A 23,645-nucleotide genomic window follows, 5' to 3' on the forward strand; every position below is an offset into this window, starting at 1 on the left:
TAAGGCGGCGGCTATCCGCTTTATTCCCCGGGCAGCAGCGATGCATCGATTTTCGCCACCACTTTGCGCAGCCGTCCCGGAATGCCGAGAGTAGCCATAGGACGATGCAGCTCACCGGGAAACAGCAAGACGATGTCTCCGGGACGCAGGCGGATGAGACTCTCCTCACCCATGCCCCGGTAGAACCCGATATCCCCTTCTTCGTTGAAGGGGCCGTCGGAAAGCTGCCGGCTATCCAGCGGCGACGCGCCGATGACCTCCTCGCCTTCCAGCAACAGGTGCACGTCCACATAGCGGCGATGCAACTCCGGCCGCTGCTCGTGCAACGGCCGGCTCTTACCTTCGATAACCGAAAAAAACAGGGCGTCGCCGTCGATGGCATAGCGGCCCGTGGCCAGTTGCGCCAGCGGATGTTGCTCAAGCGCCTGCAACAGCCGCCGAATGATGGCCGGATAGAGCGGATTCACCGCCGCCCGCGCCAGTGTATCGATAATCATGACAATTCCTTGATGGATAGGGGGATGCCGCGCCATGGCGGCGCCGGCGGAGTCTCAGGGCAACGCCTCTGAGCCTTTACACCGCCACCAGCATGCCGCCGTCCACAAACAGCAGATGGCCGTTGACGAAGTCCGACGCGGCGGAGGATAAAAATACCGCGGCGCCGATGAGCTCACGCGGATCGCCCCAACGGGCCGCCGGCGTGCGTTTGCACAGCCATTCGGTAAATACAGGATCCTGCACCAGCGCCTGGGTCATTTCCGTTTTGAAATAGCCCGGCGCAATGCCGTTGACCTGGATGTTATAGCGCGCCAGCTCCACGCACATACCGCGCGTGAGCATTTTCACCGCCCCCTTGGCGGCGGCATAAGGGGTAATGGTGTCGCGCCCCAGTTCGCTCTGCATGGAACAGATATTGACGATTTTACCGGCGCGGCGCTGAACCATGCGGCGTGATACCGATTGGGAAACCAGGAACACCGCGGTCTGGTTAACGGCAATAATGTCATTCCAATCTTTGAGGGGAAATTCGGTGAACGGATGGCGGCGTTGAATGCCGGCGTTGTTGAACAGCACATCAATGGCGCCGATATCCCGCTCGATATGCTCCACGGCGGATTCCACCGCCTGCGCGTCAGTCACGTCGAATGCGGCGGCGTGGGCGTTAAACCCCATATCGCGCAGCTTCAGCGCCGCAATTTCCGCCCGCTCCTGGGTAATATCATTGATGATAATTTCCGCGCCATATTCCGCCAACCCCTGCGCGGTGAGAAAACCGATTCCCCGGGCAGAACCGGTAATCAATATTTTTTTATTTTCAAGACTAAATAAATTCATTATTTTTTCCTACAGATTGGGCTTACGGTATTTAGCGTGCCGCCGGCTATTCGTCCGGCGACAATTAATACGATGTGAAAGTATTTATTTATCGTTCAGATAAAATACCCACATTCCCGGCTATTTAATTTCGCCAGCGAAAAACGTTTGTACTCTTGTGCTGTGCGACGCACCTTGCTTTGTCATTGCTGGAACGGCATCGCCCTGTGCCGCCGGATAACGAGTATGAAAGCGATTTAAGGCCGCTGAAACTGTGATGAAGATCACTTTAAATAGTGTTACGTCAACCTGTTACCTTTGCTGTGATCCAAGCGGGATAACGTTTTCGCTGCCGGGGAGAAACGCAGGGAATGCCTGGGGACGGCGGCATGTTATCGATGGGGGAGAGACGGTAATACCCTTTTCTTTTACCGCTGCCCGGGGGCATAATCAATTCAATCAGATAGGACCGGAAATAATCAATGAAACCACAGCGGGTGACATTACAGGATATCGCCGCCCTGGCCGGCGTGACAAAAATGACGGTTAGCCGTTATTTACGCACGCCGGAAAAAGTGGCGCCGGATACCGCAGCGCGCATTGCGGCCATCCTGGCGGAGGTGAATTACCAGCCCGACCCGGAAAATCGCTCGCTGGCCAGTAATCAATTGCCGCGCATCGGCGTATTGATCCCCTCATTCAATAATCAGATTTTTGCGGACCTGCTGGCCGGCATTGAATCGGTAACGACCCCGCAGGGCTTTCGCACCCTGGTGGTGAATTATGATTACGACCGCGATCGTGAAGAAGAGCAAATCGCCAATATCCTGAATTTCCCGGTGGCCGGACTCATCTTGACGGAAACAATCCACACTTTGCGGGCGGAAAAATATTTGCACGCCGCGGATATCCCGGTGGCCGAAGTGATGGATATGACCGCCGGCAGCGGCAGGATCAACGTGGGCTTTGACAACAAGCAGGCCGCCCATGACATGACCCGTATGCTGCTGGCCAGCGGCAAGCGCCGCATCATCTATTTCGGTTCCATGTCCGACGACCGCGATCAAAAGCGGTACCACGGATACTGCCAGGCCATGGCCGATGCATGCCTGCCCACCGGACGGCTGATACCCAACAAGGTATCCTCGGTGTTGATGGGCACCGGCATGATGACCATGGCCCGCCAGATGTATCCGGATCTGGACGGTATCCTGTGCACCAATGACGATCTGGCGGTTGGCGTGTTACAGGAATGCCTGGCCTCAGGTATCCGCGTCCCCGAGGAAATAGGCATAGCCGGCTTTCACGGCCTGGATATCGGCCAGGTGACCCAGCCGAAACTGGCAAGCGTAGTCACCCCGCGCTTTGAGATGGGACGGGTATCCACCGAAATACTAATACGTAAAATCAAAGGCATATCCACAATAGAACAAATAGATCTGCACTATCGGCTCTCTCCCGGCGGTACCCTGTAAGGCGGGCCGTCAGTACCGAACCGAACTCTCCCGTCCCGCCCGGCCGGCCACCCTCCGTGCCGGCCGCCTCCGATAAAACCCGCTGAATATGTCATACCCGTCACGCACCGGGTAACAGGATTTGTTAACACGATTCAGCGTGATCTATGTCTCAATTTTTCACTGTGAAAACCGTTCTGATAATACCCACAGGAGAGGAGCGGTAATGACAATGATGAATACGCTATTAGCCTATAAAAAAATCTAAGAATGCACTGATTACATAAACCATATTGAGACCAGTCAACATGAATACATTGCCCAAACGCCGTTGGCTTTATCTAATGCCGACGATATTTATTACCTATAGCCTGTCTTACCTTGATAAGGCTAATTACAGTTTTGCCTCCGCCGCCGGCATCGGTAACGATCTGGGTATTGATCCCTCGCTGGCGTCCTTGATTGGCGCGCTGTTTTTCCTGGGGTATTTTACCCTGCAAATTCCGGGCGGGATGCTGGCGGAAAAATGGAGCGTGCGCAAACTGCTGACGCTGAGCCTGGTGCTGTGGGGCATCTGCGCCACGCTTACGGGGCTTGTCACCAATGTCGCCTCGCTGGTTGTCATCCGCTTTGTCCTCGGGGTGGTGGAAGCCATCGTGACGCCAAGCCTGTTGCTGTTGATTTCACGCTGGTTCACCCATACCGAACGCTCCAAAGCCAATACGCTGTTTCTGCTCGGCAACCCGGTTACCGTATTGTGGATGTCCATTCTTTCCGGCTGGCTGGTGCAGAACTGGGGATGGCGCCATATGTTCGTGGTGGAAGGCATTCCCGCCGTCATCTGGGCGGTGGTGTGGTGGGTGGTTATCCGCGACAGGCCGGAACAGGCCGCTTGGCTGAATAAGCAGGAGAAAGCGGCGCTTATGGGCGAACTGGCCAATGAGCAGCGTCGTAAAGAGACCATGACCAACTGGAGCCAAGTCCTTCGCTCCGCCAATGTGATCAAGCTGGCGGGCTGGATGTTTTTCCAGAGCATCGGCTTTTTTGGTTTCCTGATGTGGCTGCCCTCCATTCTGCACTCCGGCGCCATTTCTATGGCCCAAACCGGCCTGCTGTCCTCGCTGCCATACGGCCTGGCGGCGATATTAATGATGATTGCCGCCTGGCTGAGCGACAAATATCAAAAACGGGTGGGTTTTATCGCCTATCCGATCCTGATAGCCGGCTGCTGTTTCCTGCTGCTGCCCTTCCTTGGCACGAACCATTTCTGGCTCTCTTACCTGCTGCTGGTGATTACCGGGGCCTGCCTTTATATCCCGTTCGGGCCGTTCTTCGCGCTGGTGCACGACGTATTGCCGGCGTCCATGGTGGGCGGCGCCGGCGGGATGATCAACAGCATGGCCGCCGTCGGGGCGTTTATCGGCTCGTATCTGGTGGGCATGCTCAACAGCGTCACCCATTCAACCAATTCATCCTATTTTATGATGGCGGCCTGCCTGGGCATCGCCGTGGTCTTCGCCCTTTCCATCAAGCCGCAACAAGAGGCTGAAACGGGGAAGTTAGCCGGTGGTTCCAGCGTGGCGTAACGCCGTACAGGGGTAATAACATGACAGTAAGAAATTTGCGTACCGTTTTGCTGATAGCACCGGTAATGGACCAACTGCAAAAACGTCTTGAGGCCGGCTACGTAGTGCATAAGCTGTACGAGCAAGCCGATCCGGCGGCCTATCTGGCGCAAAACGGCGCCGGCATTTTAGTCGTGGTGACGCGCGGGGACGTAGGGGTGGGCACGCCGGTGCTGGAGGCGCTGCCGTCGGTGGGACTGGTGGCTGTTTTCGGCGTTGGCACCGACGGGGTTGACCTGGACTATGCGCGTCGACGCGGCATCCACGTCACCATTACCTCCGGCGCGCTGACCGAGGATGTGGCGGATATGGCGCTGGGCCTGCTGCTCAGCACCGCCCGCCGGCTGTGCCAGGGAGATCGCTTCGTGCGCGAGGGACGCTGGCCGCTGGAAACGCCGCCGTTAAGCAGCCAGGTCAGCGGCAAACGCATCGGCATCCTCGGCATGGGCAATATCGGACGGGCCATTGCCCGCCGCGCCGGCGGCTTCGATATGCAAATCCGCTACACCGACCGTAAACGTAACGACGCCCTGCCCTATCTCTTCTGCCCCGATTTACCCGCCCTGGCCCGCGACAGCGATTTTCTGGTGATTGCGGCCTCAGGCGGTAAAGAGAGCCAGGGAATGGTGAATCGCTTGATCTTCCAGGCGTTGCCGGACCATGCGCTGGTTATCAATATCGCCCGCGGCAGCATCGTTAACGAGCCGGATCTCATTAACGCGCTGCAACAGGGCGATATCGCCGGGGCCGGGCTGGATGTCTATGCCGACGAGCCCAACGTGCCGCCGGCCCTGCTGGCGATGGACAATGTCGTGTTACAGCCCCATACGGCCAGCGCAACATGGGAAACCCGGCGCAAAATGAGCGACATCGTCTTCGCCAACGTGGAGGCTTTCTTCAACCAGCGCCCGCTGCCGAATAAACTGGAATAACATTAGGGGGTGATGGATGTTTATTTCACGGCGCCGGCTTTTCTGACAATCATTATTCAATGACGATAGCCGGATATAAAAATAATACTGATTCCTCTTTTTATGATTAAAAAGGGGTGGCTAACCTTATTGTCGGACATTTCGCTATGGATGATAAAATACCTCATACCCGTTGGCTGCGAGTGGTCGCGCCAATATTAATCGCTTGTATCATTTCCTTTATGGATCGGGTGAATATCAGTTTCGCCCTGCCGGGAGGCATGGAAAGCGATTTAGGCATAAACAGCCGGATGGCGGGTCTCGCCAGCGGAATATTTTTTATCGGCTATCTCTTCTTGCAGGTGCCCGGCGGCCGTACCGCGGTTCACGGCAGCGGTAAGCGTTTCATCGCCTGGTCGCTGGCGGTATGGGCCGTGGTGTCCATCGCCACCGGATTTGTCACCGGCCACTATCAGCTGCTGGCGCTGCGTTTTCTGCTGGGCGTGTCGGAGGGCGGCATGCTGCCGGTGGTCTTGACCATGCTGAGCAACTGGTTCCCGGAAAAAGAAATCGGGCGGGCCAATGCGTTTGTCATGATGTTCGCGCCCATCGGCGGCATGGTCACCGCCCCCATCTCCGGCACCATTATCAACCTGCTGAATTGGCGCTGGCTGTTTCTTATCGAAGGCATGTTATCGCTGGTGGTGCTGGCGGTATGGTGGTGCCTGATAAGCGATCGTCCCCAGGAAGCCCGCTGGCTGCCTGAAAGAGAACGTGAGTACTTACGCAGGGAGCTGGCCCAGGATGCCGAAAACCGCCAGAACCTCACGCCGGTCAGCAATGCTCCGCTGCGGGACGTATTCCGCAACAGCGGACTGATAAAGCTGGTGGTGCTGAATTTCTTTTATCAAACCGGTGATTATGGCTATACCCTGTGGCTGCCCACCATATTGAAAAATCTCACCGGCGCCAATATGGCAGGGGTGGGGTTGCTGGCGATATTGCCGTTTATCGCCACTATCGCCGGCATCTATCTCATCTCTGTGTTGAGCGATAAAACCGGCAAACGGCGGCTATGGGTACGGGTTTCGCTGCTGTGTTTCGCCGCCGCGCTGCTGGCATCGGTCATTCTTAAACAGAATGTGATCGCGTCCTATATCGCCCTGGTGATTTGCGGCTTCTTCCTCAAAGCGGCCACCAGCCCGTTCTGGTCGATCCCGATGCGTATCGCCTCGGCGGAAGTTGCCGGCAGCGCCCGCGGGGTGATAAACGGACTGGGCAACCTCGGCGGTTTTTGCGGTCCCTACCTGGTAGGCGTCGTGATGTTTCTTTACGGACAAAACCTGGCGGTTTGCGCGCTGGCGGCTTCACTTATCATCGCCGGCCTCCTCACGTTCCTGTTGCCGAAGAGCTGCGACCTGACGTCGGTCGCGACCCCGTCGGACGAAAGCATGAGGCTGCGCAAAGCCCCTCGCCCTTGAGGCAATCATCCCGTTATCCGGCGGAGCGCCAATAGGCTGTCCTGCCGGAAATCCCACGCCAGGAAAATGACCGGAAGATTTTTTCCAAAAAAAAACGGACGCTGCTGGGCGTCCGAAATTTTGAATTGGAGCGGGAAACGAGGCTCGAACTCGCGACCCCAACCTTGGCAAGGTTGTGCTCTACCACTGAGCTATTCCCGCATTATGTCCTGCATTATGCTTTCCTGGCACATCTTTCCGGCAACGCGTTTGCACAGTCTATGCGCAATATCCAACCGCGGCGCCATCAACACAATCAATTGATTCCGTTGATATTTATGTGTCTATTGAAAAGCGGATTGCATTATGGACCAGATGTTTAAAACTGACAAGTTTTTTTTAAACGCCGGGGCGCCAAGCGTGCAGAACGGCAGCATATTATCTCACCGAGTCCCCGCGGCGATATTCAATGGTAAGCTCATCAAACCGGGCCTTGAGATCCGCCGTAAGGCTGTAATCCACCGCGGCCAGGGAATCGGACAGCTGCTCCGCCCGGCTTGCGCCAAGAATAACCGAGGTGATGGCGGGATTTGCCAGGATCCAGGCGATGGAAAGCTTGGTCAGCGGCTCGCCGATTCCCCCGGCGGCCTCTTGCAGCCGAGCGATGGTCTCGAACTCGCGCTGATGCCAATAGCGCGCCTGATACATGGCGCCGAACTGCCCGACTTCCGCCGAGAAACGTCCCTTTTCCGGCGTCTCATCCTGCCGGTAACGGCCCGTCAGCAATCCTCCGGCCAGAGGATTAAAGGGGATCACCGCCAGGTTTCCCTCTGTGGCCAAGGGCAACAGTTCGCGTTCGATTTCACGATACAGCAGGTTATAGCGCGGCTGCACCGAAACGAACCCCACCAGTTTCAACGTTTCCTGGCGGCCGATGGCGCGTGCGAGCCGATAGGCCAGGAAGTTCGATACGCCGACATAACGCGCCTTGCCCGAGCGGACAATGGCGTCAAGGGCTTCGAGGGTCTCGTCCAGGGGGGTAGCCGCATCGTCCAAATGAAGCTGGTAGAGATCGACATATTCAACGTTCAATCGACGCAGTGACCCATCGATTGCATCAAGCAAATGTTTGCGCGAGGTGCCCTGGTCCCAGGGGGAAGGCCCCATGGGGCCGCCCGCCTTGGTGGCAAGAATAAAGCGGTCGCGCTTGCCTGCCAGCCAACGGCCGGTAATCTCTTCGGTGAGCCCCATTCCGGAAGCGCCGATGCCGGCCGGGTACATATCCGCGGTGTCGATAAAGTTAACGCCGGCTTCCGATGCGATGTCAAAGATCCGCCTCGATTCCGCTTCGTCGGTTTGTTTACCGAAGGTTCCGGTGCCCAGGCAAAGACGGGATACGGTCAGACCGGTCCGGCCGAATGTTGTAAATTGCATAGAGACTCCACAGTTGCTAAAGACAGGTCAGCCGTAGCCCACCCCCACCGCCCGCCAAACGCGCGGGCCAGCCTTAATATAGTGATCACTATATTACGATATAAGGCCTTGTCAAGATGATGTATAATGGTCGCTACATGAGGAAATAATGCAGGATGAGGTAAGCGGCAAATGGCGCGCGCGCGGGTATTCGACGTTGACAGGGCAATTGAGGCGGCAACCGAGCTTTTCTGGCGTAACGGCTATGAACGGACATCCCTGGCCGACCTGACCAAAGCGATGGGCATTACGCCCCCCAGCTTCTACTTTGCCTTCGGCAGCAAGGACGGTCTGTTCAAGACGGTCCTTGAACGCTATGCGAAAATCCGTCTTGGCTACGTGGAAGAAGCCTTAAGCCAACCCACTGCCCGCGGCGTCGCGGAGCATATGCTGTACCGGATGGCGGATCTTTATACCGATCCCGCCAGTCCGCCAGGTTGCCTTGCGGTGAATTGCGCCTTGCCCTGTTTTGACGATTCGGGTCCGGTACGGCAGGCGCTCTCGTCAATACGCGAGGGCCGCCGGGCCAAGCTACGGCAGCGGTTTCAACAGGCCCGGGCAAGCGGCGATCTGCCCGCAGACCAGGATCCGGACGAACTTGCGCGGTTTATTATGGTGGTGGGCTGGGGCATGGCGTTCGATGCGCAGTCCGGCGCGACCCGGGCCGACCTGTATCGTACCGTCGCCAGGGCGCTGAAGGCTTGGCCGGACTGATATATCTACAGCGCCCGTCAAGGCGCTACGCGCCGTGCCCGCCGCAGGCAGAAAGAAAAACGGACGCCCTGGGGCGTCCGCAAATCAAAATTTGGAGCGGGAAACGAGGCTCGAACTCGCGACCCCAACCTTGGCAAGGTTGTGCTCTACCACTGAGCTATTCCCGCTTTGCCGACAGTGAAAAACGCTATCGGTATGGGGAGCGCATTATACGAGAAAACATTTTCCCTGCAAGCCCCCCGGCGCCAAAAAATCCTTCTTTTCGTTTGATTGATTAATTAATCATCGATGTGCTGGTTTTCCCGGCGGCCCGCGCGCGGTCAGCCCCTCATAGCCGGATAAAATGTTCGCGGTAATAGGCCAGCTCGGCCACCGACTCGCGAATATCATCCAGGGCCTGATGGGTGCTTTTCTTGGTCAGGCCTTCCAGGATTTCCGGTTTCCAGCGGCGCGCCAGCTCTTTCAGGGTACTGACATCCAGATAACGGTAGTGGAAATAGGCTTCCAGCGCCGGCATATAACGGAACAGGAAGCGCCGATCCTGGCCGATGCTGTTGCCGCAAATGGGGGATTTGCCTTCCGGCACCCATTGGCGCAGGAATTCCAGGGTTTGCTCCACCGCGGCGTCTTCGTCCACCGTGCTGGCCTTGACCCGGTCCACCAGCCCGCTGGCGGTATGGGTGCGGACATTCCACTCATCCATCAGGGCCAGCTGTTCATCGGACTGGCGCACCGCCAGAACCGGACCTTCCGCGAGGACGTTCAGGTTGGCGTCCGTCACCAGGGTGGCGATTTCAATGATGCGATCGCGCTCCGGATCCAGCCCGGTCATTTCCAGGTCGATCCATATTAGGTTGTTCTCGTTTACCGACATGTTTTTCTCGATGTAAAGGGTTTTACGGCGTATCTGATAGAATACTGTGTATCATAGACGTTTTAGTCGCCCCAGGCGATCCATGTGCTACAAGTGAGGCGCAGTGAGCAAAAATAAACTGTCCAAAGGCCAGCAACGCCGCGTACAGGCCAACCACCAGCGCCGTCTGAGAAAAGACCGCGGCGTCGATGTGGATGACGCGCTGCTGGGGGAAGCCCAGGAAGGCATCGTTATCAGCCGCTTTGGCATGCACGCCGACGTGGAATCCGCCGAGGGTACCCTGCATCGCTGTAATATCCGCCGCACCCTTACCTCGCTGGTCACCGGCGATCGCGTGGTATGGCGTCCCGGCACCGAAGCGCTGGCGGGCATCAGCGGTATCGTCGAAGCGGTTCACCCCCGCACCTCGGTGCTTACCCGCCCCGACTTTTACGACGGGGTCAAACCCATCGCGGCAAACATGGATCAAATCGTCATCGTCTCGGCGATCCTGCCGGAATTATCGGTGAATATCATCGATCGCTACCTGGTGGCCTGCGAGACGGTAGAGGTTGAGCCGCTTATCGTCCTGAATAAAATCGATTTGCTGGATAAGGAAGCCCGGCTGTGGGTGGATAAAACCATGGCTATCTACAGCCGCATCGGCTACCGGGTCATCATGGTCTCCAGCCAAACCCTGGAAGGCATGGATGCGTTCAAAACCGCGCTGACGGATCGCATCAGCATCTTCGCCGGACAGTCCGGGGTGGGTAAATCCAGCCTGTTGAACGCACTGCTTCCCGACGAACTGGCCCCTATCGTCGTCAATAATGTCTCCGACAACTCCGGTCTCGGTCAGCACACCACCACCGCCGCCCGCATGTACCACTTCAAGCACGGCGGCCTGCTTATCGATTCCCCAGGGGTACGGGAATTCGGTTTATGGCATCTGGAGCCGGAACAAATCACCCGCGGCTATGTCGAATTCAGAGAGTATTTAGGCAGTTGTAAATTCCGTGACTGTCGCCATAATACCGATCCCGGCTGCGCCATTCGCGCCGCCGTGGATGCGGGGGAAATATCGGCGGTGCGTTTCGAAAATTATCATCAGATACTGGAAAGCATGTCGCAGGTAAAGACGCGTAAATCCTTTTCCGAAACCGATCGCTGACATTTATCCTTGCCGCCGGTACACTTTTCCCTCTTTTTTTCTTCAACCACTCACGTACGAGGTTTTAGGTGCTGGATAGGATGAAAATAGCATTGCAGTATTTACTGCCCAAACGCGCCCTGACCCTGCTGGCCGGCAGGGGAGCGGACTACCGGGGCGGCTGGCTGACCAAGATGGCCATCGGCCTGTTCGTGCGCTACTACCGGGTGGATATGCAAGAAGCGCAGCAGCCGGAAATCTCGGCTTACCCCACCTTCAACGCGTTTTTCGTACGCCCGCTGCGTGACGACGCGCGGCCCATCGATGCCGACCCGAACGTCCTGACGATGCCGGCGGACGGCATCATTTCCCAGTCCGGCCCCATCCTGGACGACCGCGTTTTCCAGGCCAAGGGCCACGATTACAGCCTGGAAGCGCTGCTGGCCGGCAACGAGCGGCTGATAGAAGAATTCCGCGACGGGACGTTTGTCACCACCTATCTTGCCCCAAGGGATTATCATCGGGTGCATATGCCCTGCAACGGCATTCTGCGGGAGATGATTTATGTGCCTGGCGAGCTGTTTTCCGTGAATCCGCTGACGGCGGCCTCGATCCCGAATCTATTCGCCCGCAATGAACGGGTCATTTGCCTGTTTTCCACCGATTTCGGACCGATGGCGCAAATCCTGGTGGGCGCCACCATCGTCGGCAGCATTGAGACCGTCTGGTCCGGCACCGTCACCCCGCCGCGCGAGGGCATCATCAAGCGCTGGCATTACCCGCAGGCAAACGACGATAACGCGGTGGTCCTGCTGAAAGGCCAGGAGATGGGCCGTTTCAAGCTGGGATCCACCGTGGTCAATCTGTTCGCCAAGGGCGGCGTGACGCTCAACGATCGCCTGCATGCCCGTGCCATCACCCGCGTCGGCGAACGTCTGGCCGACGGCATCCCGCACGCGGCCGACAGCCCGCAGCCCTGAGCTGCCCCCCGGCGCGTAAAGAGGGAAAAGCGTGCGTATAACCATAATCATACTGCTGGGGTGGCTGTTATCCGCCCCGCTTTTTGCCGCCGCCTTCCCCGATGAAGCGCAGGTCCGAAAAGAGCTGCAACAGGCCGAATCCAACAAAGCCGTCCCTCACCAGGGGGAAATCGTTGAATCCCTGCAGGGCGCGCTGGACTTCATCACCGAGGGCAAGGTCTCCGCAGAGCGCGGCCGGCAATACCAGAACGCCATTGACGATTTTCCCAAGCTCACCGCCGCGCTGCGCCAACAGTTGGAGACCGAGCCGGAAAAACCCGCCGAGGTCAGCGGCAAACTGTCCGCAAGCGCCCTGGAGCAGCAAATCGTGCAAACCAGCAGCCAGCTGCTGGAGCTCAGCCGGCAATTGCAGCAGGAGCAGGAGCAGGCGCGGGAGATCAGCGAATCGTTAAGCCTGCTGCCCCAGCAGCAAACGCAGGCGAGGAAAGCCCTGCGGGACGCCGAACAACGTCTGCAGTCGCGAAACGGCGCCCCCTCGTCGCCGTTGGCGCAGGCGCAAAGCCGGCGGCTTCAGGCAGAGGCCGCCGCCCGGCGCGCCCGGGTGGATGAGCTGGAGCTGGCGCAGCTCAGCGCCAATAATCGCCAGGAATTGTCGCGCCTGCGCGCCGATGTGCTGAGAAAACGCCATGACGGCGTCGACCTGTATTTGCAGGCGCTGCGCAATCGGCTCAACGCCTTACGCCAGCAAGAAGCGGAACGGGTGTTGGAGAACACTGAACTGCTGGCCGGACAGAGCGGTAATTTACCCCAGGCCATCAGCGGCCCGTTGCAAATCAATCGCGAACTGTCCGTTGCGCTCAACGAGCAGGCCCAGCGCATGGATCTTATCGCCTCGCAGCAGCGCCAGGCCGCCGCCCAAACCCTGCAGGTCAGGCAGGCGCTGAACACCCTACGGGAACAGGCGCAGTGGATAGGAGACTCGCCGGCGCTGGGGGAAACGCTGCGCGCCCAGATATCCCGCCTGCCCGATTTACCCAAACCACAGCAGTTGAACAGCGATATGGCGCAGCTGCGCGTCAGCCGGCTGCATTACGAGGATCTGCTGAACAAATTGCCGCAGCCGGCGCAGGGCAGGCAAGACGACGGAAAACCCCTGACCGCGGAACAAAGCAGGATCCTGGCGGCGCAGCTGCGCACCCAGCGGGAATTGCTGACCTCCCTGCTATCGGGCTACGATACCCAGATTCTGGAGCTCACCAAGCTCAAGGTCGCCAACGGCCAGTTGGTGGACGCCATGAGTGAAATCAGGGAGGCCGCCCACCGCTACCTGTTCTGGGTGGCGGATGTCGGTCCCCTAAGCCTCGATTTTCCGCTGCTGCTGCTGCGGGATCTCAGGGGCTTGCTGTCCATCGACACCTTCACCCAGCTCAGCCACGCGCTCATCATGATGCTCACCAGCCAGGAGACCCTGATACCGCTGTTTTGCGCGGTATTGCTGGTGGGGTTCAGCATCAGTTCCCGCCATCACTACCATGCCTTCCTCGATCGCGCGGCCGGCAAGGTGGGCAAAGTCAACCAGGACTATTTTTACCTTACCCTGCGCACGGTATTCTGGTCCATCGTGCTGGCGCTGCCCCTGCCGGTGCTGTGGGCCGCCCTGGGCTTCGGGCTGCAGCATGCCTGGCCCTATCCGGTGGCGGTGGCCCTTGGCGACGGCCTGATAGCCACGGTTCCGGTATTATGGCTGTTTATGATCAGCGCCCACTTTGCCCAGCCCCGCGGCTTATTCATCGCCCACCTCGGCTGGCCGGCGCATCGGGTGGCGCGGGCGATGCGGTATTACCGCCTGTCCATCTGGCTTATCGTGCCGCTTATCATGGCGTTAATCGCCTTCGATAATCTCAATGACCGGGAATTTTCCGGCACCCTGGGCCGCTTATGCTTCGTGCTGCTGTGCGCCGCCCTGAGCCTGGTGACCAACAGCCTGAAACGATCCGGCATTCCCCTCTATCTGGATAAATCCGGTTCGGGAGATAACGGAGTTAACCGCACGCTGTGGAATTTACTGCAGTGCGCGCCCCTGGCGGCGGCGGTGGCGGCCTGCCTCGGGCATCTGGCCACCGCCCAGGCGCTGCTGGCACGGCTGGAGACCTCAGTGGCAATCTGGTTCTTTTTGCTGGTTATCTACCATATCATTCGCCGGTGGATGTTTATCCAGCGGCGCCGTATCGCCTTCGATCGCGCCAAGCAGCGGCGGTCGGAGATCCTGGCGCAGCGGGCGCGCAGCGAAGAGGACCTATCGCCTTCCCAGCAAAACGACGCCGCGGCGGAAATGGACGAACCTGTCGTGGACCTGGACGCCATCAGCGCCCAGTCGCTGCGCCTGGTACGCTCGATATTGACCCTGGTCGCCTTTATATCGGTGCTCTGGCTGTGGTCGGAAATCCATTCGGCGTTCGGCTTCCTGGAAAATATCCGGCTATGGGATGTGAGTTCCACCGTCAAGGGCGTGGAAAGCATTCAGCCCATCACCCTGGCGTCGGTTCTGATCGCGGTGCTGGTGGTTATCATCACCGCGCAGCTGGTGCGCAACCTGCCGGCGCTGCTGGAGCTGGCGCTGTTGCAGCATCTGGATTTAACGCCGGGCACCGGCTACGCCATTACCACCGTCACCAAGTATCTGCTGATGCTGGTCGGCGGGCTGATCGGCTTCTCATGGATAGGCATTGAATGGGCGAAACTGCAGTGGCTGGTGGCCGCGCTCGGCGTCGGGCTCGGTTTCGGCCTGCAGGAGATCTTTGCCAATTTTATTTCCGGCCTGATGATCCTGTTTGAAAAACCCATCCGTATCGGCGATACCGTCACCATCCGGGAGCTTACCGGCAGCATTACCCGCATCAACACCCGCGCCACGACCATTACCGACTGGGATCGCAAAGAGATCATCGTGCCCAACAAGGCCTTTATCACCGAGCAGTTTATCAACTGGTCCCTGTCGGATTCGGTGACGCGCATCGTGCTGACCATTCCCGCCCCGGCCGACGCCGACAGCGAAACGGTCACCCTGCTGCTTAAACACGCGGCGCAGCGCTGTCCCCTGGTGCTGGCCAATCCTCAGCCCGAGGCGTTTCTGGTGGATTTGCAACAGGGGATCATGCTGTTTGAATTGCGGGTACACGCGGCGGAAATGGGCCATCGCATGCCGCTGCGGCATCAGCTCAATCAGCTGATTCTCGAGGGGTACCGTGAACACGGCCTGGAAATGCCGTTCCCGCCGTTCCAGGTCAGGATGGGGATAGTGAAGCGGCCCGCCGGCTTTGAAGCCGGCTCGCGATAGCGGTCCAGACGGGGCTTAAGCCCTCTCCACCGTAAAAGCGATGACATCCGCCAGGCTGTCCGCCTTGAGCGCCAGCATCACCAGCCGATCCACCCCCAGCGCGACCCCTGAACACTCAGGGATACCGTGCGCCAGGGCCGCCAGCAGGTGCTCATCAATGGGCTGCTCCGGCAGCGACATGGCGGCACGCTTGCGGTTATCCTGCACAAAACGCTGGCGCTGCTCGGTAGCGTCGGATAACTCACGAAAGCCATTGGCCAATTCCACCCCTTTGAAATAGGCTTCAAAACGATCGGCGACCCGGTGGTCCTCGGAGCTGATTTCCGCCAGCGCCGCCTGGGTGGCGGGAAAGTGATAAACAAAGGTCGGTTTATCGCGGCCGATATTCGGCTCCACGCCCATGGCGAACAGCATCTGCAAAAGCGTATCGCGATCTTCATCCGGCGTGCATACATCCGCCAAATCAAGCTTTGCCGCGGCGTCGCACAGCTGCGCCTTATCGGCTGAAAGAGGATCGATGCCGATATGGCGGATAAAGACCTGCTGATAGGAAACGGTCTCCGCGCTGTCGCAATCCAGGGTCTGCTGCAATAAATCATCCACTTCGTTCATCAGCCGGTACATATCGTAATGGGGCCGGTACCACTCAAGCATGGTGAATTCGGGATTATGATGCCGCCCGGCCTCTTCGTTGCGAAAACTGCGGCCAATCTGGAAAATCGGTCCGCTTCCGGCCGCCAGCAGGCGTTTCATATGATATTCGGGGCTGGTCATCAGATAGAGCGTCAGGCCCTGCGCCGCACCCGGCCCGACAAAACGGGTCTGGAAAGGAGAAAGATGCACGTCCGTCACCGTCGCCTGGCTCATGGCGGGGGTTTCCACTTCCAGTAAGCCGCGATCGGTAAAAAATTGCCGGATCTGCGTCATTATAGCCGCGCGTTTTAATAGATTGGCGATGGAGGCGCTGGGTTGCCAGCTTGCCGTTTCGCTCATGTTCAGTCCCTCCTGATTCAAACCGGGGATGCAGTCTACCCGTATCCCGCCGGGTAAACAAATTCATCGTCACACCCGAAGAGAGGTATAGCCCATTGCACGCCGTTCGATAAGGTGTCAGGTCGGGGCAGAATGATAGATCGTAAACACGCCGTAAATCCGTCCCTGGAGGCTCGATCCACGCCATCCCTGGCGTGGACGGTTTACTCTTCTATCATCCTGCCCCTCCCCATTGGCTTCACTCAAACTTTCAGCAATCGTGCCCATGAACTGACAATGCCAGAATGCGGTAGTCCCGTTTTCACATGATGTGAAACCGGGCGTGTTAAAGGGAGAGCGTGCCGATGGGGTCGAAGCAGGCGTGGTTTTCCCGCCTGCCCGAGCGCCCCATGGCGCGGTAGGCCCGCGATCACCGGACGTGCAAAGGCCGAGTTAAAGGGAGACCGTGCCGATGGGGTCGAAGCAGGCGTGGTCTTCCCGCCTGCCCGAGCGCCCCATGGCGCGGTAGGCCCGCCATCACCGAGCGTGCAACGAACCGGTTAAAGGGAGACCGTGCCGATGGGGTCGAAGCAGGCGTGGTTTTCCCGCCTGCCCGAGCGCCCCATGGCGCGGTAAGCCCGCGATCATCGGACGCGCAGCGAACGTGTCAAAGGGAGACCACCCCTCCTCCGCGGCTAAGCGATGGTCGCCATCTTCCTGCGCAGATAGGCTATCTGGCTTTGCAGCGGCAGCTGTTTCGGGCAGACATCATGGCAGGCCAGCAGCGACATGCAGCCGAACACGCCGTTATCATCGCCGATAACCTCATAATAATCGTCATCGGTGCGATCGTCCCGTGGATCCATCCGGAAACGGGCTATTTTACCCATACCCACTGCGCCGATAAAATCGTGCCGCATCTGTGCGGTACCGCAGGCGGCAACGCACGAACCGCATTCGATACAGCGGTCAAGCTCATAGATTTTCTCGGCCAGCGTGGGATCCATCCGCTCTTCCGCCTTGCTCAGATTGATCTCCTGCTCCTTGATATGCACCCAGGTTTGCAGCCGCTCGCTCATGCCGTGCATCCACTTGCCGGTATTCACGGACAAATCGCCAATCAGCTCAAAGAACGGCAGCGGGGTCAAAGAGATCTCGGTCCCCAAGGATTTGGTCAGGGTACGACAGGCCAGACCGGGCCGGCCGTTGATGGTCATCGCGCAGCTGCCGCAAATACCCGCGCGGCAGACAAAATCGAATTGCAGGGTCGGATCCTGATGCTGCCGAATCTCATTCAAGGCGATAAATAAGGTCATACCTACCGCTTCTTCCACCTGATAGCTTTGCATATGCGGCTTACTGGCGGGATCCTGCGGGTTATAGCGCAAAACGCGCAACGTCAGCAAACGATTCGGCGCCTGCTTCTCATTGTTACCATTACCGGTATAAGCAGCGACCTGGGCCGGGGTAAGCGGTACGTCATTATTTTGATTTTCGTTCATAGTCAGCTCATCTATCCAGTGGCTCATCAATGCGTTCATTAAGCCCGCGCAGTTTGGCTGGCAGCTTATCGGTGTAAGACATGATCGCGTCCTGAACGGCATATCGATCCTGACCGGCCATGCGCTGCTTGATTTCTTCCACTTCGGCGGCGCGCTTGGGAGTATCGGGATGATCGATATAGTCTTTGGCGCCATAACCACGCCATCCCGGCGGGAGCTCCATTTTCATCACGTCCAGGTCTTCGTATTCCAGCTCCGGCAGCGTGGCGTTGTCATCCCGCCAGAAAGAGAGGGTACGCTTGAGCCACTGCTGGTCATTACGGTGCGGGAAGTCCCTGCGGAAATGGGCGCCGCGACTCTCGGTACGCTGCAGGGCGCCATAGGAAACGGTGAGCGCCAGCTTGATCATTTTCTGCACCCGATACGCCATCACCAGCTCGGGGTTCACGCCGGGAACCCGATTGCTCACGCCGATATTGCGGCTGCGCACCAACAGCTCCTGCAGCTTCGCCACCCCTTCCTGCAAGGCCTCGCCGCTGCGGAAAATCCCCACGCAGCGGGTCATGGTGTCCTGCATTTCCATATTGAGCTTAAAGGCGTTTTCAGTACCGCCGCCGTTCAGCAAGACCTTAAGCTTCGCCTCTTCCCGCCGGCCGAACTCATTCACCAGCCCCATGGGAATATCAAAATTGCTGCCGATGTTATCGCAAAAATCAGCGATGAATTCGCCGACGATCATACCGGCCACCACGGTTTCCGCCACCGAGTTGCCCCCCAGGCGGTTAAAGCCGTGCATATCCCAGCAGGCGGCTTCCCCGGCGGCAAACAGGCCCTTTAATTTACGGGACTCGCCGGTGGGATTGGTACGCACCCCGCCCATGGTGTAGTGCTGCGCCGGGCGGACCGGGATCCATTTTTCCGCCGGGTCGATGCCAAGAAAGCTTTCGCAGATTTCTTTGACTTCACGCAGGTTGTGCTCGATGTGATGGCGCCCCAGCAAGGTGATATCCAGCCACAGGTGATCGCCGAAGCGGGATTTGGCCCCCTTGCCCTTGAGGATATGCTCCTCCATACGACGCGATACCACATCCCGGGAAGCCAGCTCCTTTTTCTCCGGTTCATAGTCCGGCATAAAACGGTGGCCGTCCACATCCCGCAACAGCCCGCCGTCGCCGCGGCAGCCTTCCGTCACCAAGATGCCCGCCGGTACGATGGCGGTAGGATGGAACTGCACGGCCTCCATATTGCCCAGCGGCGCAACGCCGGTTTCCAGCGCCAGCGCATGTCCCATGCCTTCGCAAATCACGGCGTTGGTGGACACCCGGTACAACCTGCCGGCCCCGCCGGTGGCGATGGCGGTGGCCTTGGCCACATAGGCAACCAGTTCACCGGTGATGAGATCCCGCACAATGGCCCCATAGCAGCGGGAACCGTCGTGGATCAGCGCCAGGGCTTCCTTACGCTCGTGGATATCGATTTTTTCCGCAATGGCGCGATCGCTGGCGGTAAAGAGCATGGCATGGCCGGTACCGTCGGAAACGTAGCAGGTGCGCCATTTTTTCGTACCGCCGAAGTCGCGCTGGGCAATCAGACCCTGCGCCTCGTCACGTTCGGTAATGGTGACCTTTTGGCTGTTGATGATAACTTCGCGATCGCCCTTGGTAATCCGGCTCCAAGGACAGCCCCAGGCGGCCAGCTCACGCACGGCCTTGGGGGAAGTATTCACAAACATGCGCACCACATCCTGGTCCGCGCCCCAGTCGCTGCCGCGCACCGTGTCTTCAAAATGAATGTCTTCGGTATCTCCCTGCCCCTTGATGACGTTAGCCAGCGACGCCTGCATACCGCCCTGTGCCGCGGCGGAGTGGGAGCGCTTGGGTGGAACCAGTGAAAGAAGGGTGACATCATGTCCGCGGCGTTTCGCGCCAACGCCTAAACGCAAGCCCGCCAAACCGCCGCCGATAACCAGTACATCCGTTACGATAGTTTTCATTTACCACCCTCATTTACTGATTGAACAGCCCAGGTTGGGGTGTAGGTTTCATTAGGATTATGCCTGTGTTCATAGCCGATTTTCATATAAGCGACCAGCGTGAGTAAGCCGATAATCATGAAAAATGCGGTCAAACCCCATTTTATTTTTTTCAGAGTCTTGCGCGGAGCATTGGGAATACACCATTTGATCGCCAGGCGATAAATACCGATACCGCCGTGTAATTCAATGGCAATCAGCATAATCAGGTAAAAGGGCCATAGCATATCGCTCCACATGCGCGCGCCGGATCCGTAAGGACCGATGAGCTGAGGCCAGAAAAACATCTGGTACAGATGGGCAGACGCCAGGAAGAAGAGGGCGAAGCCGGTATACACCTGCCATATCCACAGCGTGGTGTCTTCGTGATGCATGCCTTTCATATGAACGCGATAGGCGCGATATTGCTTATAGCTGCCGGGAAATTTACGCACTGCCAGCAGGGCATGGAACACAAAAAGAAAGGCCACGCAGCCTACGACGATGGACACGATCCAGGGATAGCTTTTTCCGCCGAAAAAGAAATAGCCTTCAAAAAACTTGGTGATGGTCCACATCGCATCGCGGCCCAGCAGAATGGATGCGACAAAAAACATATGCCCGCACATGAACAGAAATAATAACAGGCCGGATAAGCTTTGCAGCAAATCCAGCCGGGCGGGCAGACGCGACTTCTTAGCCTTATCGGCTAAACCTGCTCGGTCTATCAGTACATCTTCTTCGTTTGACATGGAGTCCCTCCATTGGAAACAAGAAAAAGCTAAAAGGCTTTTTGTTGAACTGCAGATTATAAGGGTTGGAATAGCGTGGTCTTGATTTCTGTCAATTCATAGAAGAAGCATAAGAAAAGTATTATTTTTTTTTAGTAAATTAATTATATTTCCCAATATTTAATTTGCCCAAACCTCAGAGTATAGCGGAGTATATTGAAGTAACTTTTGACACAGGTATCAAATATCGTTAAACGGCGGGTTTATGAAAATTCGTTATAGCCGGCTTGTGTTATTGATCGATTCAGCTTGCCGTCGCTACGGAGGGTACGACGGTTCCACTCGGGGGGACGATAAAGGGATACAACTCTTTTCCCTATCACGCTTCTTCACAGCATACATAAAATAAGGCTCCACAAAAACCAGGGAGCCATTGACGCTGTTCAACGCGCCAAAGAGCCGGCATCATCGGGATAAATCCGGCGCAATCGCGCTAAGAGGCAAAGTGCCCATGCCAGAATCAAGACCGGCAAAGATACGCAGCCGCGGCACATCAACTATTTATTGCGCAGTGCGCTGAATAGCCTGGCCACCGGCAGAGACATCTTCCCCTACCCCGCGCGTGGTATTGCACGCTGCGAGTGAGGAAAGGATCAGCAGGGCAGCGACGGCCAAAACACTTTTTTTCAGCATAACAATTTCCTTTTTAGTGAGCTTTAGAAGTACGTCTCTTTAAGCTTAGTAAAAAAAGTGTATAGCGCTCGCCTTTCGCTGAAATATTCTGTAATAGTGCCGCCAGCCGGCCTATTTGGAGGCGGCGTGGGAGATTTTCCCGCCCAGATGCTGCACATCCTCGCCAAAACCGCGGGTGGTGTTACAGCCGCTCAGCGTCGCCAACGTCAAAAAAGTAATAACGATCAGTTTTGTCATTCTGGATAACATAATCGCCGTATTCCTTGCTTGCTTGGAAAACACCGGAAAAACCGTCTATTGACAGCATTCCCGGCCTGCCTTTATTTCACGCGGGAGACATAAGCGCCGGAGCGGGTATCTACCTTGATCACTTCGCCAATCTGCACGAACAGCGGCACTTTCACCACCGCGCCGGTGCTCAGCGTGGCGGGTTTGCCGCCGGTGCCGGCGGTGTCGCCCTTCAGGCCCGGATCGGTATCGGTGATTTCCAGCTCGACAAAATTGGGCGGCGTCACGGCGATGGGCTGGCCGTTCCACAGCGTTAGGATACACTCGGCCTGCTCTACCAGCCACTTGGCGCTATCGCCCACGGCTTTGACATCGGCGGCAAGCTGGTCGAAGGTTTCATTATTCATGAAATGCCAGAATTCACCGTCGTTATAAAGGTAAGTCAGGTTCACATCCATCACATCCGCCGCTTCAACGGAGTCGCCGGATTTAAACGTTTTTTCATACTCCCTTCCGGAGAGCAGCTTGCGAATCCTTACGCGGTTGAACGCCTGGCCTTTGCCTGGTTTTACAAACTCATTATCAACGATCGCACAGGGCTCATCGTCTTGCATGATTTTGAGACCGGAACGGAATTCGTTGGTACTATAAGACGCCATGGTGGTCCTCTTAATATAAACTTGGTAATTAAGCCAAAAAAATGGCAGACATTGTAACCCGAAATACCCCAACTAGAGAAGATTGGTTGCTGCAACTTGCTGATGTCGTCACCGATCCCATTGAACTGCTGCAACAACTCCATCTCGACAACCACAAGGAATTACGTGAAGGGGCCGCCGCGCGGCGACTGTTCCCTTTTCGAGTGCCAAGAGCCTTTGTCAAGCGCATGGAACCGGGCAACCCCCACGACCCCTTGTTACGGCAAATTTTGACATCCAGGGAGGAATTCCTGGATGTACCGGGTTTTAGCGCCGATCCGCTGGAAGAACACCAAAGCGTGGTGCCGGGCCTGCTGCACAAATACCATAACCGCGCGTTGCTGCTGGTCAAAGGCGGCTGCGCGGTGAATTGCCGCTACTGCTTCAGACGCCATTTCCCCTATCAGGATAATCAGGGCAGCAAGGGCAACTGGGCTGCCGCCCTTGAGTATATCCGCCGTCATCCGGAACTGAACGAAATCATTTTTTCCGGCGGCGACCCGCTGATGGCAAAAGATCGCGAACTGGCGGAGCTGATAAGCGGCCTCGAAACCATTGATCATCTTAAAACCCTGCGCATTCACACCCGCCTGCCGGTAGTGATACCCGCCCGCATTACGCCGGCGCTGTGCCAACGCCTGGCGGACAGCCGTCTGAAAACGGTGCTGATAACCCATATCAACCACGCCAACGAAATAGACCGGCCGTTCACAGAAAGTATGGCACAACTGCGCCGGGCGCAGGTGGTTCTGCTCAATCAAAGCGTGCTGCTGCGGGGCGTCAATGACAGCGCCGATACCCTGGCGGCGCTGAGCGAAGCGCTCTTTGCCGCCGGGATACTGCCCTATTATCTGCATGTCCTGGACCGGGTGCGGGGCGCGGCGCATTTTATGGTGCCCGATGACGAAGCCCGGATAATCATGCAGCAGCTGATGACCAGGGTCTCGGGTTATCTGGTGCCGAAGCTGGCGCGGGAAATCGGCGGCGAGCGCAGCAAAACGCTGATTGACATAGGACTGCGACAGCGGTAATCGATGTCACCGTCCCGGTTATCGGGACGATGGCTGGCGTGCGGGTGCGTGAAAGACTAAGGGCAATTATACACTTCGCCCTGAAGCTTGCTGTCCAGCGGCACAAAGCTGGACAGGTAGGTTTCCGTCTTACTTACCGGGCTTGCGGCCTTGTAAATAACGTTACCGCCCATCGCCGCGGCTTTATTGCGCAGGTCATTGGCCGCGCCGCGCATTGAGCTGTCTTCGCCGCCTTGCCCCGACAACCAGTTACTTTGCGTACCGACCACCGTACCCAGCAGACGGCAGTTGGCCGCCGGCTGATCCTCGGTGAATTTAACCGACTGGCCGGCCGCGGACAATTGGTTACCGGTACTGCATCCCGCTAATAACAAAGAGCCTGCGCAAAGACAGAGTAGAAATTTGATTCGCATCGTTTTCCTCGAATTTTAATTTGTCCGGCAAAAGTTTTACTGTGCGCCATGCTTCCCTTGGGCAACCGACAGCGAAAAACCACTGTTAACCTTGC

Annotated in this window: 21 protein-coding genes and 2 tRNA genes; 9 read left to right on the forward strand and 14 right to left on the reverse strand. The window is 57.4% G+C overall.

Going from position 1 to position 23,645, the window contains the following annotated elements; genetic code table 11:
- Positions 1-20: 20 nt before the first annotated feature.
- On the reverse strand, positions 21-497 hold the full coding sequence (locus tag ACL2XO_RS23350; RefSeq protein ID WP_413741604.1) for a YhcH/YjgK/YiaL family protein: 477 nt from the start codon (positions 495-497) through the stop codon (positions 21-23).
- A gap of 76 nt (positions 498-573) precedes the next feature.
- Positions 574-1,338 (reverse strand): gluconate 5-dehydrogenase, encoded by a 765-nt coding sequence (gene idnO / locus ACL2XO_RS23355; RefSeq protein ID WP_132925642.1) that lies wholly within the window; start codon positions 1,336-1,338, stop codon positions 574-576.
- 458 nt (positions 1,339-1,796) lie between these two features.
- Between idnO and ACL2XO_RS23360 the strand changes: the two genes are divergently transcribed.
- The 4 genes from ACL2XO_RS23360 to ACL2XO_RS23375 all read left to right on the forward strand — a co-directional run bounded on the left by ACL2XO_RS23360 (position 1,797) and on the right by ACL2XO_RS23375 (position 6,785).
- Positions 1,797-2,789 carry a LacI family DNA-binding transcriptional regulator gene (locus tag ACL2XO_RS23360; RefSeq protein ID WP_413741605.1) on the forward strand — a complete coding sequence of 331 codons (993 nt, stop codon included), beginning with the start codon at positions 1,797-1,799 and terminating at the stop codon, positions 2,787-2,789.
- Between the two features lie 287 nt (positions 2,790-3,076).
- On the forward strand, positions 3,077-4,354 hold the full coding sequence (locus tag ACL2XO_RS23365; protein WP_413725572.1) for an MFS transporter: 1,278 nt from the start codon (positions 3,077-3,079) through the stop codon (positions 4,352-4,354).
- A 20-nt stretch (positions 4,355-4,374) separates the two neighbouring features.
- Positions 4,375-5,325, forward strand: a complete 951-nt coding sequence (locus ACL2XO_RS23370) for a 2-hydroxyacid dehydrogenase (RefSeq protein ID WP_413741606.1) — start codon at positions 4,375-4,377, stop codon at positions 5,323-5,325.
- Between the two features lie 146 nt (positions 5,326-5,471).
- Positions 5,472-6,785 (forward strand): MFS transporter, encoded by a 1,314-nt coding sequence (locus ACL2XO_RS23375; RefSeq protein WP_132925636.1) that lies wholly within the window; start codon positions 5,472-5,474, stop codon positions 6,783-6,785.
- 126 nt (positions 6,786-6,911) lie between these two features.
- Here the strand turns inward: ACL2XO_RS23375 and ACL2XO_RS23380 are convergent.
- Positions 6,912-6,986: transfer RNA gene (locus ACL2XO_RS23380), tRNA-Gly, on the reverse strand.
- A 216-nt stretch (positions 6,987-7,202) separates the two neighbouring features.
- Complete coding sequence (locus ACL2XO_RS23385) at positions 7,203-8,198, reverse strand: aldo/keto reductase (protein ID WP_413741607.1); 996 nt, start codon at positions 8,196-8,198, stop codon at positions 7,203-7,205.
- Between the two features lie 171 nt (positions 8,199-8,369).
- On the opposite strand from ACL2XO_RS23385, the gene ACL2XO_RS23390 reads away from it, so the two are divergent.
- Positions 8,370-8,951 carry a TetR/AcrR family transcriptional regulator gene (locus ACL2XO_RS23390; RefSeq protein WP_413741608.1) on the forward strand — a complete coding sequence of 194 codons (582 nt, stop codon included), beginning with the start codon at positions 8,370-8,372 and terminating at the stop codon, positions 8,949-8,951.
- A gap of 92 nt (positions 8,952-9,043) precedes the next feature.
- Here the strand turns inward: ACL2XO_RS23390 and ACL2XO_RS23395 are convergent.
- Positions 9,044-9,118: transfer RNA gene (locus ACL2XO_RS23395), tRNA-Gly, on the reverse strand.
- A gap of 161 nt (positions 9,119-9,279) precedes the next feature.
- Positions 9,280-9,825: an oligoribonuclease gene (orn, locus tag ACL2XO_RS23400; RefSeq protein ID WP_203523996.1), complete on the reverse strand. Its 546-nt coding sequence runs from the start codon at positions 9,823-9,825 to the stop codon at positions 9,280-9,282.
- 103 nt (positions 9,826-9,928) lie between these two features.
- Here orn and rsgA point away from each other — a divergent pair, with 103 nt between their 5' ends.
- The 3 genes from rsgA (at position 9,929) to mscM (ending at position 15,271) form a co-directional block, all read left to right on the forward strand.
- Complete coding sequence (rsgA, locus tag ACL2XO_RS23405; protein ID WP_132925628.1) at positions 9,929-10,975, forward strand: small ribosomal subunit biogenesis GTPase RsgA; 1,047 nt, start codon at positions 9,929-9,931, stop codon at positions 10,973-10,975.
- A 68-nt stretch (positions 10,976-11,043) separates the two neighbouring features.
- On the forward strand, positions 11,044-11,934 hold the full coding sequence (gene asd / locus ACL2XO_RS23410; protein ID WP_413741609.1) for an archaetidylserine decarboxylase: 891 nt from the start codon (positions 11,044-11,046) through the stop codon (positions 11,932-11,934).
- Positions 11,935-11,965: 31 nt separating this feature from the next.
- Positions 11,966-15,271 carry a miniconductance mechanosensitive channel MscM gene (mscM, locus tag ACL2XO_RS23415; protein WP_413741610.1) on the forward strand — a complete coding sequence of 1,102 codons (3,306 nt, stop codon included), beginning with the start codon at positions 11,966-11,968 and terminating at the stop codon, positions 15,269-15,271.
- A gap of 15 nt (positions 15,272-15,286) precedes the next feature.
- Here mscM and epmA read toward each other — a convergent pair whose 3' ends face one another.
- The 7 genes from epmA to efp form a co-directional block, all read right to left on the reverse strand.
- Positions 15,287-16,264, reverse strand: a complete 978-nt coding sequence (epmA, locus tag ACL2XO_RS23420; protein WP_132925622.1) for an elongation factor P--(R)-beta-lysine ligase — start codon at positions 16,262-16,264, stop codon at positions 15,287-15,289.
- Positions 16,265-16,938: 674 nt separating this feature from the next.
- The gene (locus ACL2XO_RS23425) at positions 16,939-17,745 is read right to left on the reverse strand and encodes a fumarate reductase iron-sulfur subunit (protein ID WP_132925620.1); all 807 of its coding nucleotides are present in this window, start codon (positions 17,743-17,745) and stop codon (positions 16,939-16,941) included.
- 7 nt (positions 17,746-17,752) lie between these two features.
- Positions 17,753-19,738: a fumarate reductase flavoprotein subunit gene (locus tag ACL2XO_RS23430; RefSeq protein WP_203524000.1), complete on the reverse strand. Its 1,986-nt coding sequence runs from the start codon at positions 19,736-19,738 to the stop codon at positions 17,753-17,755.
- A complete protein-coding gene (locus ACL2XO_RS23435) occupies positions 19,735-20,508 on the reverse strand; it encodes a fumarate reductase cytochrome b subunit (protein WP_132925616.1) in 774 nt (257 codons plus the stop codon). Before ACL2XO_RS23435 ends, ACL2XO_RS23430 begins: the two co-directional genes overlap by 4 nt.
- Before the next feature lie 540 nt (positions 20,509-21,048).
- Positions 21,049-21,180 (reverse strand): entericidin A/B family lipoprotein, encoded by a 132-nt coding sequence (locus tag ACL2XO_RS23440; RefSeq protein WP_132925614.1) that lies wholly within the window; start codon positions 21,178-21,180, stop codon positions 21,049-21,051.
- A gap of 111 nt (positions 21,181-21,291) precedes the next feature.
- Complete coding sequence (locus ACL2XO_RS23445) at positions 21,292-21,417, reverse strand: entericidin A/B family lipoprotein (protein ID WP_413726842.1); 126 nt, start codon at positions 21,415-21,417, stop codon at positions 21,292-21,294.
- Positions 21,418-21,500: 83 nt separating this feature from the next.
- The gene (efp, locus tag ACL2XO_RS23450) at positions 21,501-22,067 is read right to left on the reverse strand and encodes an elongation factor P (RefSeq protein WP_413725580.1); all 567 of its coding nucleotides are present in this window, start codon (positions 22,065-22,067) and stop codon (positions 21,501-21,503) included.
- Positions 22,068-22,108: 41 nt separating this feature from the next.
- Here efp and epmB point away from each other — a divergent pair, with 41 nt between their 5' ends.
- Positions 22,109-23,137, forward strand: coding sequence for an EF-P beta-lysylation protein EpmB (gene epmB / locus ACL2XO_RS23455; protein ID WP_413725581.1), 1,029 nt, complete (start codon positions 22,109-22,111; stop codon positions 23,135-23,137).
- Between the two features lie 56 nt (positions 23,138-23,193).
- Here epmB and ACL2XO_RS23460 read toward each other — a convergent pair whose 3' ends face one another.
- Complete coding sequence (locus ACL2XO_RS23460) at positions 23,194-23,550, reverse strand: DUF4156 domain-containing protein (protein WP_132925606.1); 357 nt, start codon at positions 23,548-23,550, stop codon at positions 23,194-23,196.
- Positions 23,551-23,645 lie beyond the last annotated feature (95 nt).

Origin of the sequence: Sodalis sp. RH15 (assembly GCF_047324255.1) — a bacterium.
GTDB lineage: Bacteria > Pseudomonadota > Gammaproteobacteria > Enterobacterales > Enterobacteriaceae > Acerihabitans > Acerihabitans ligni.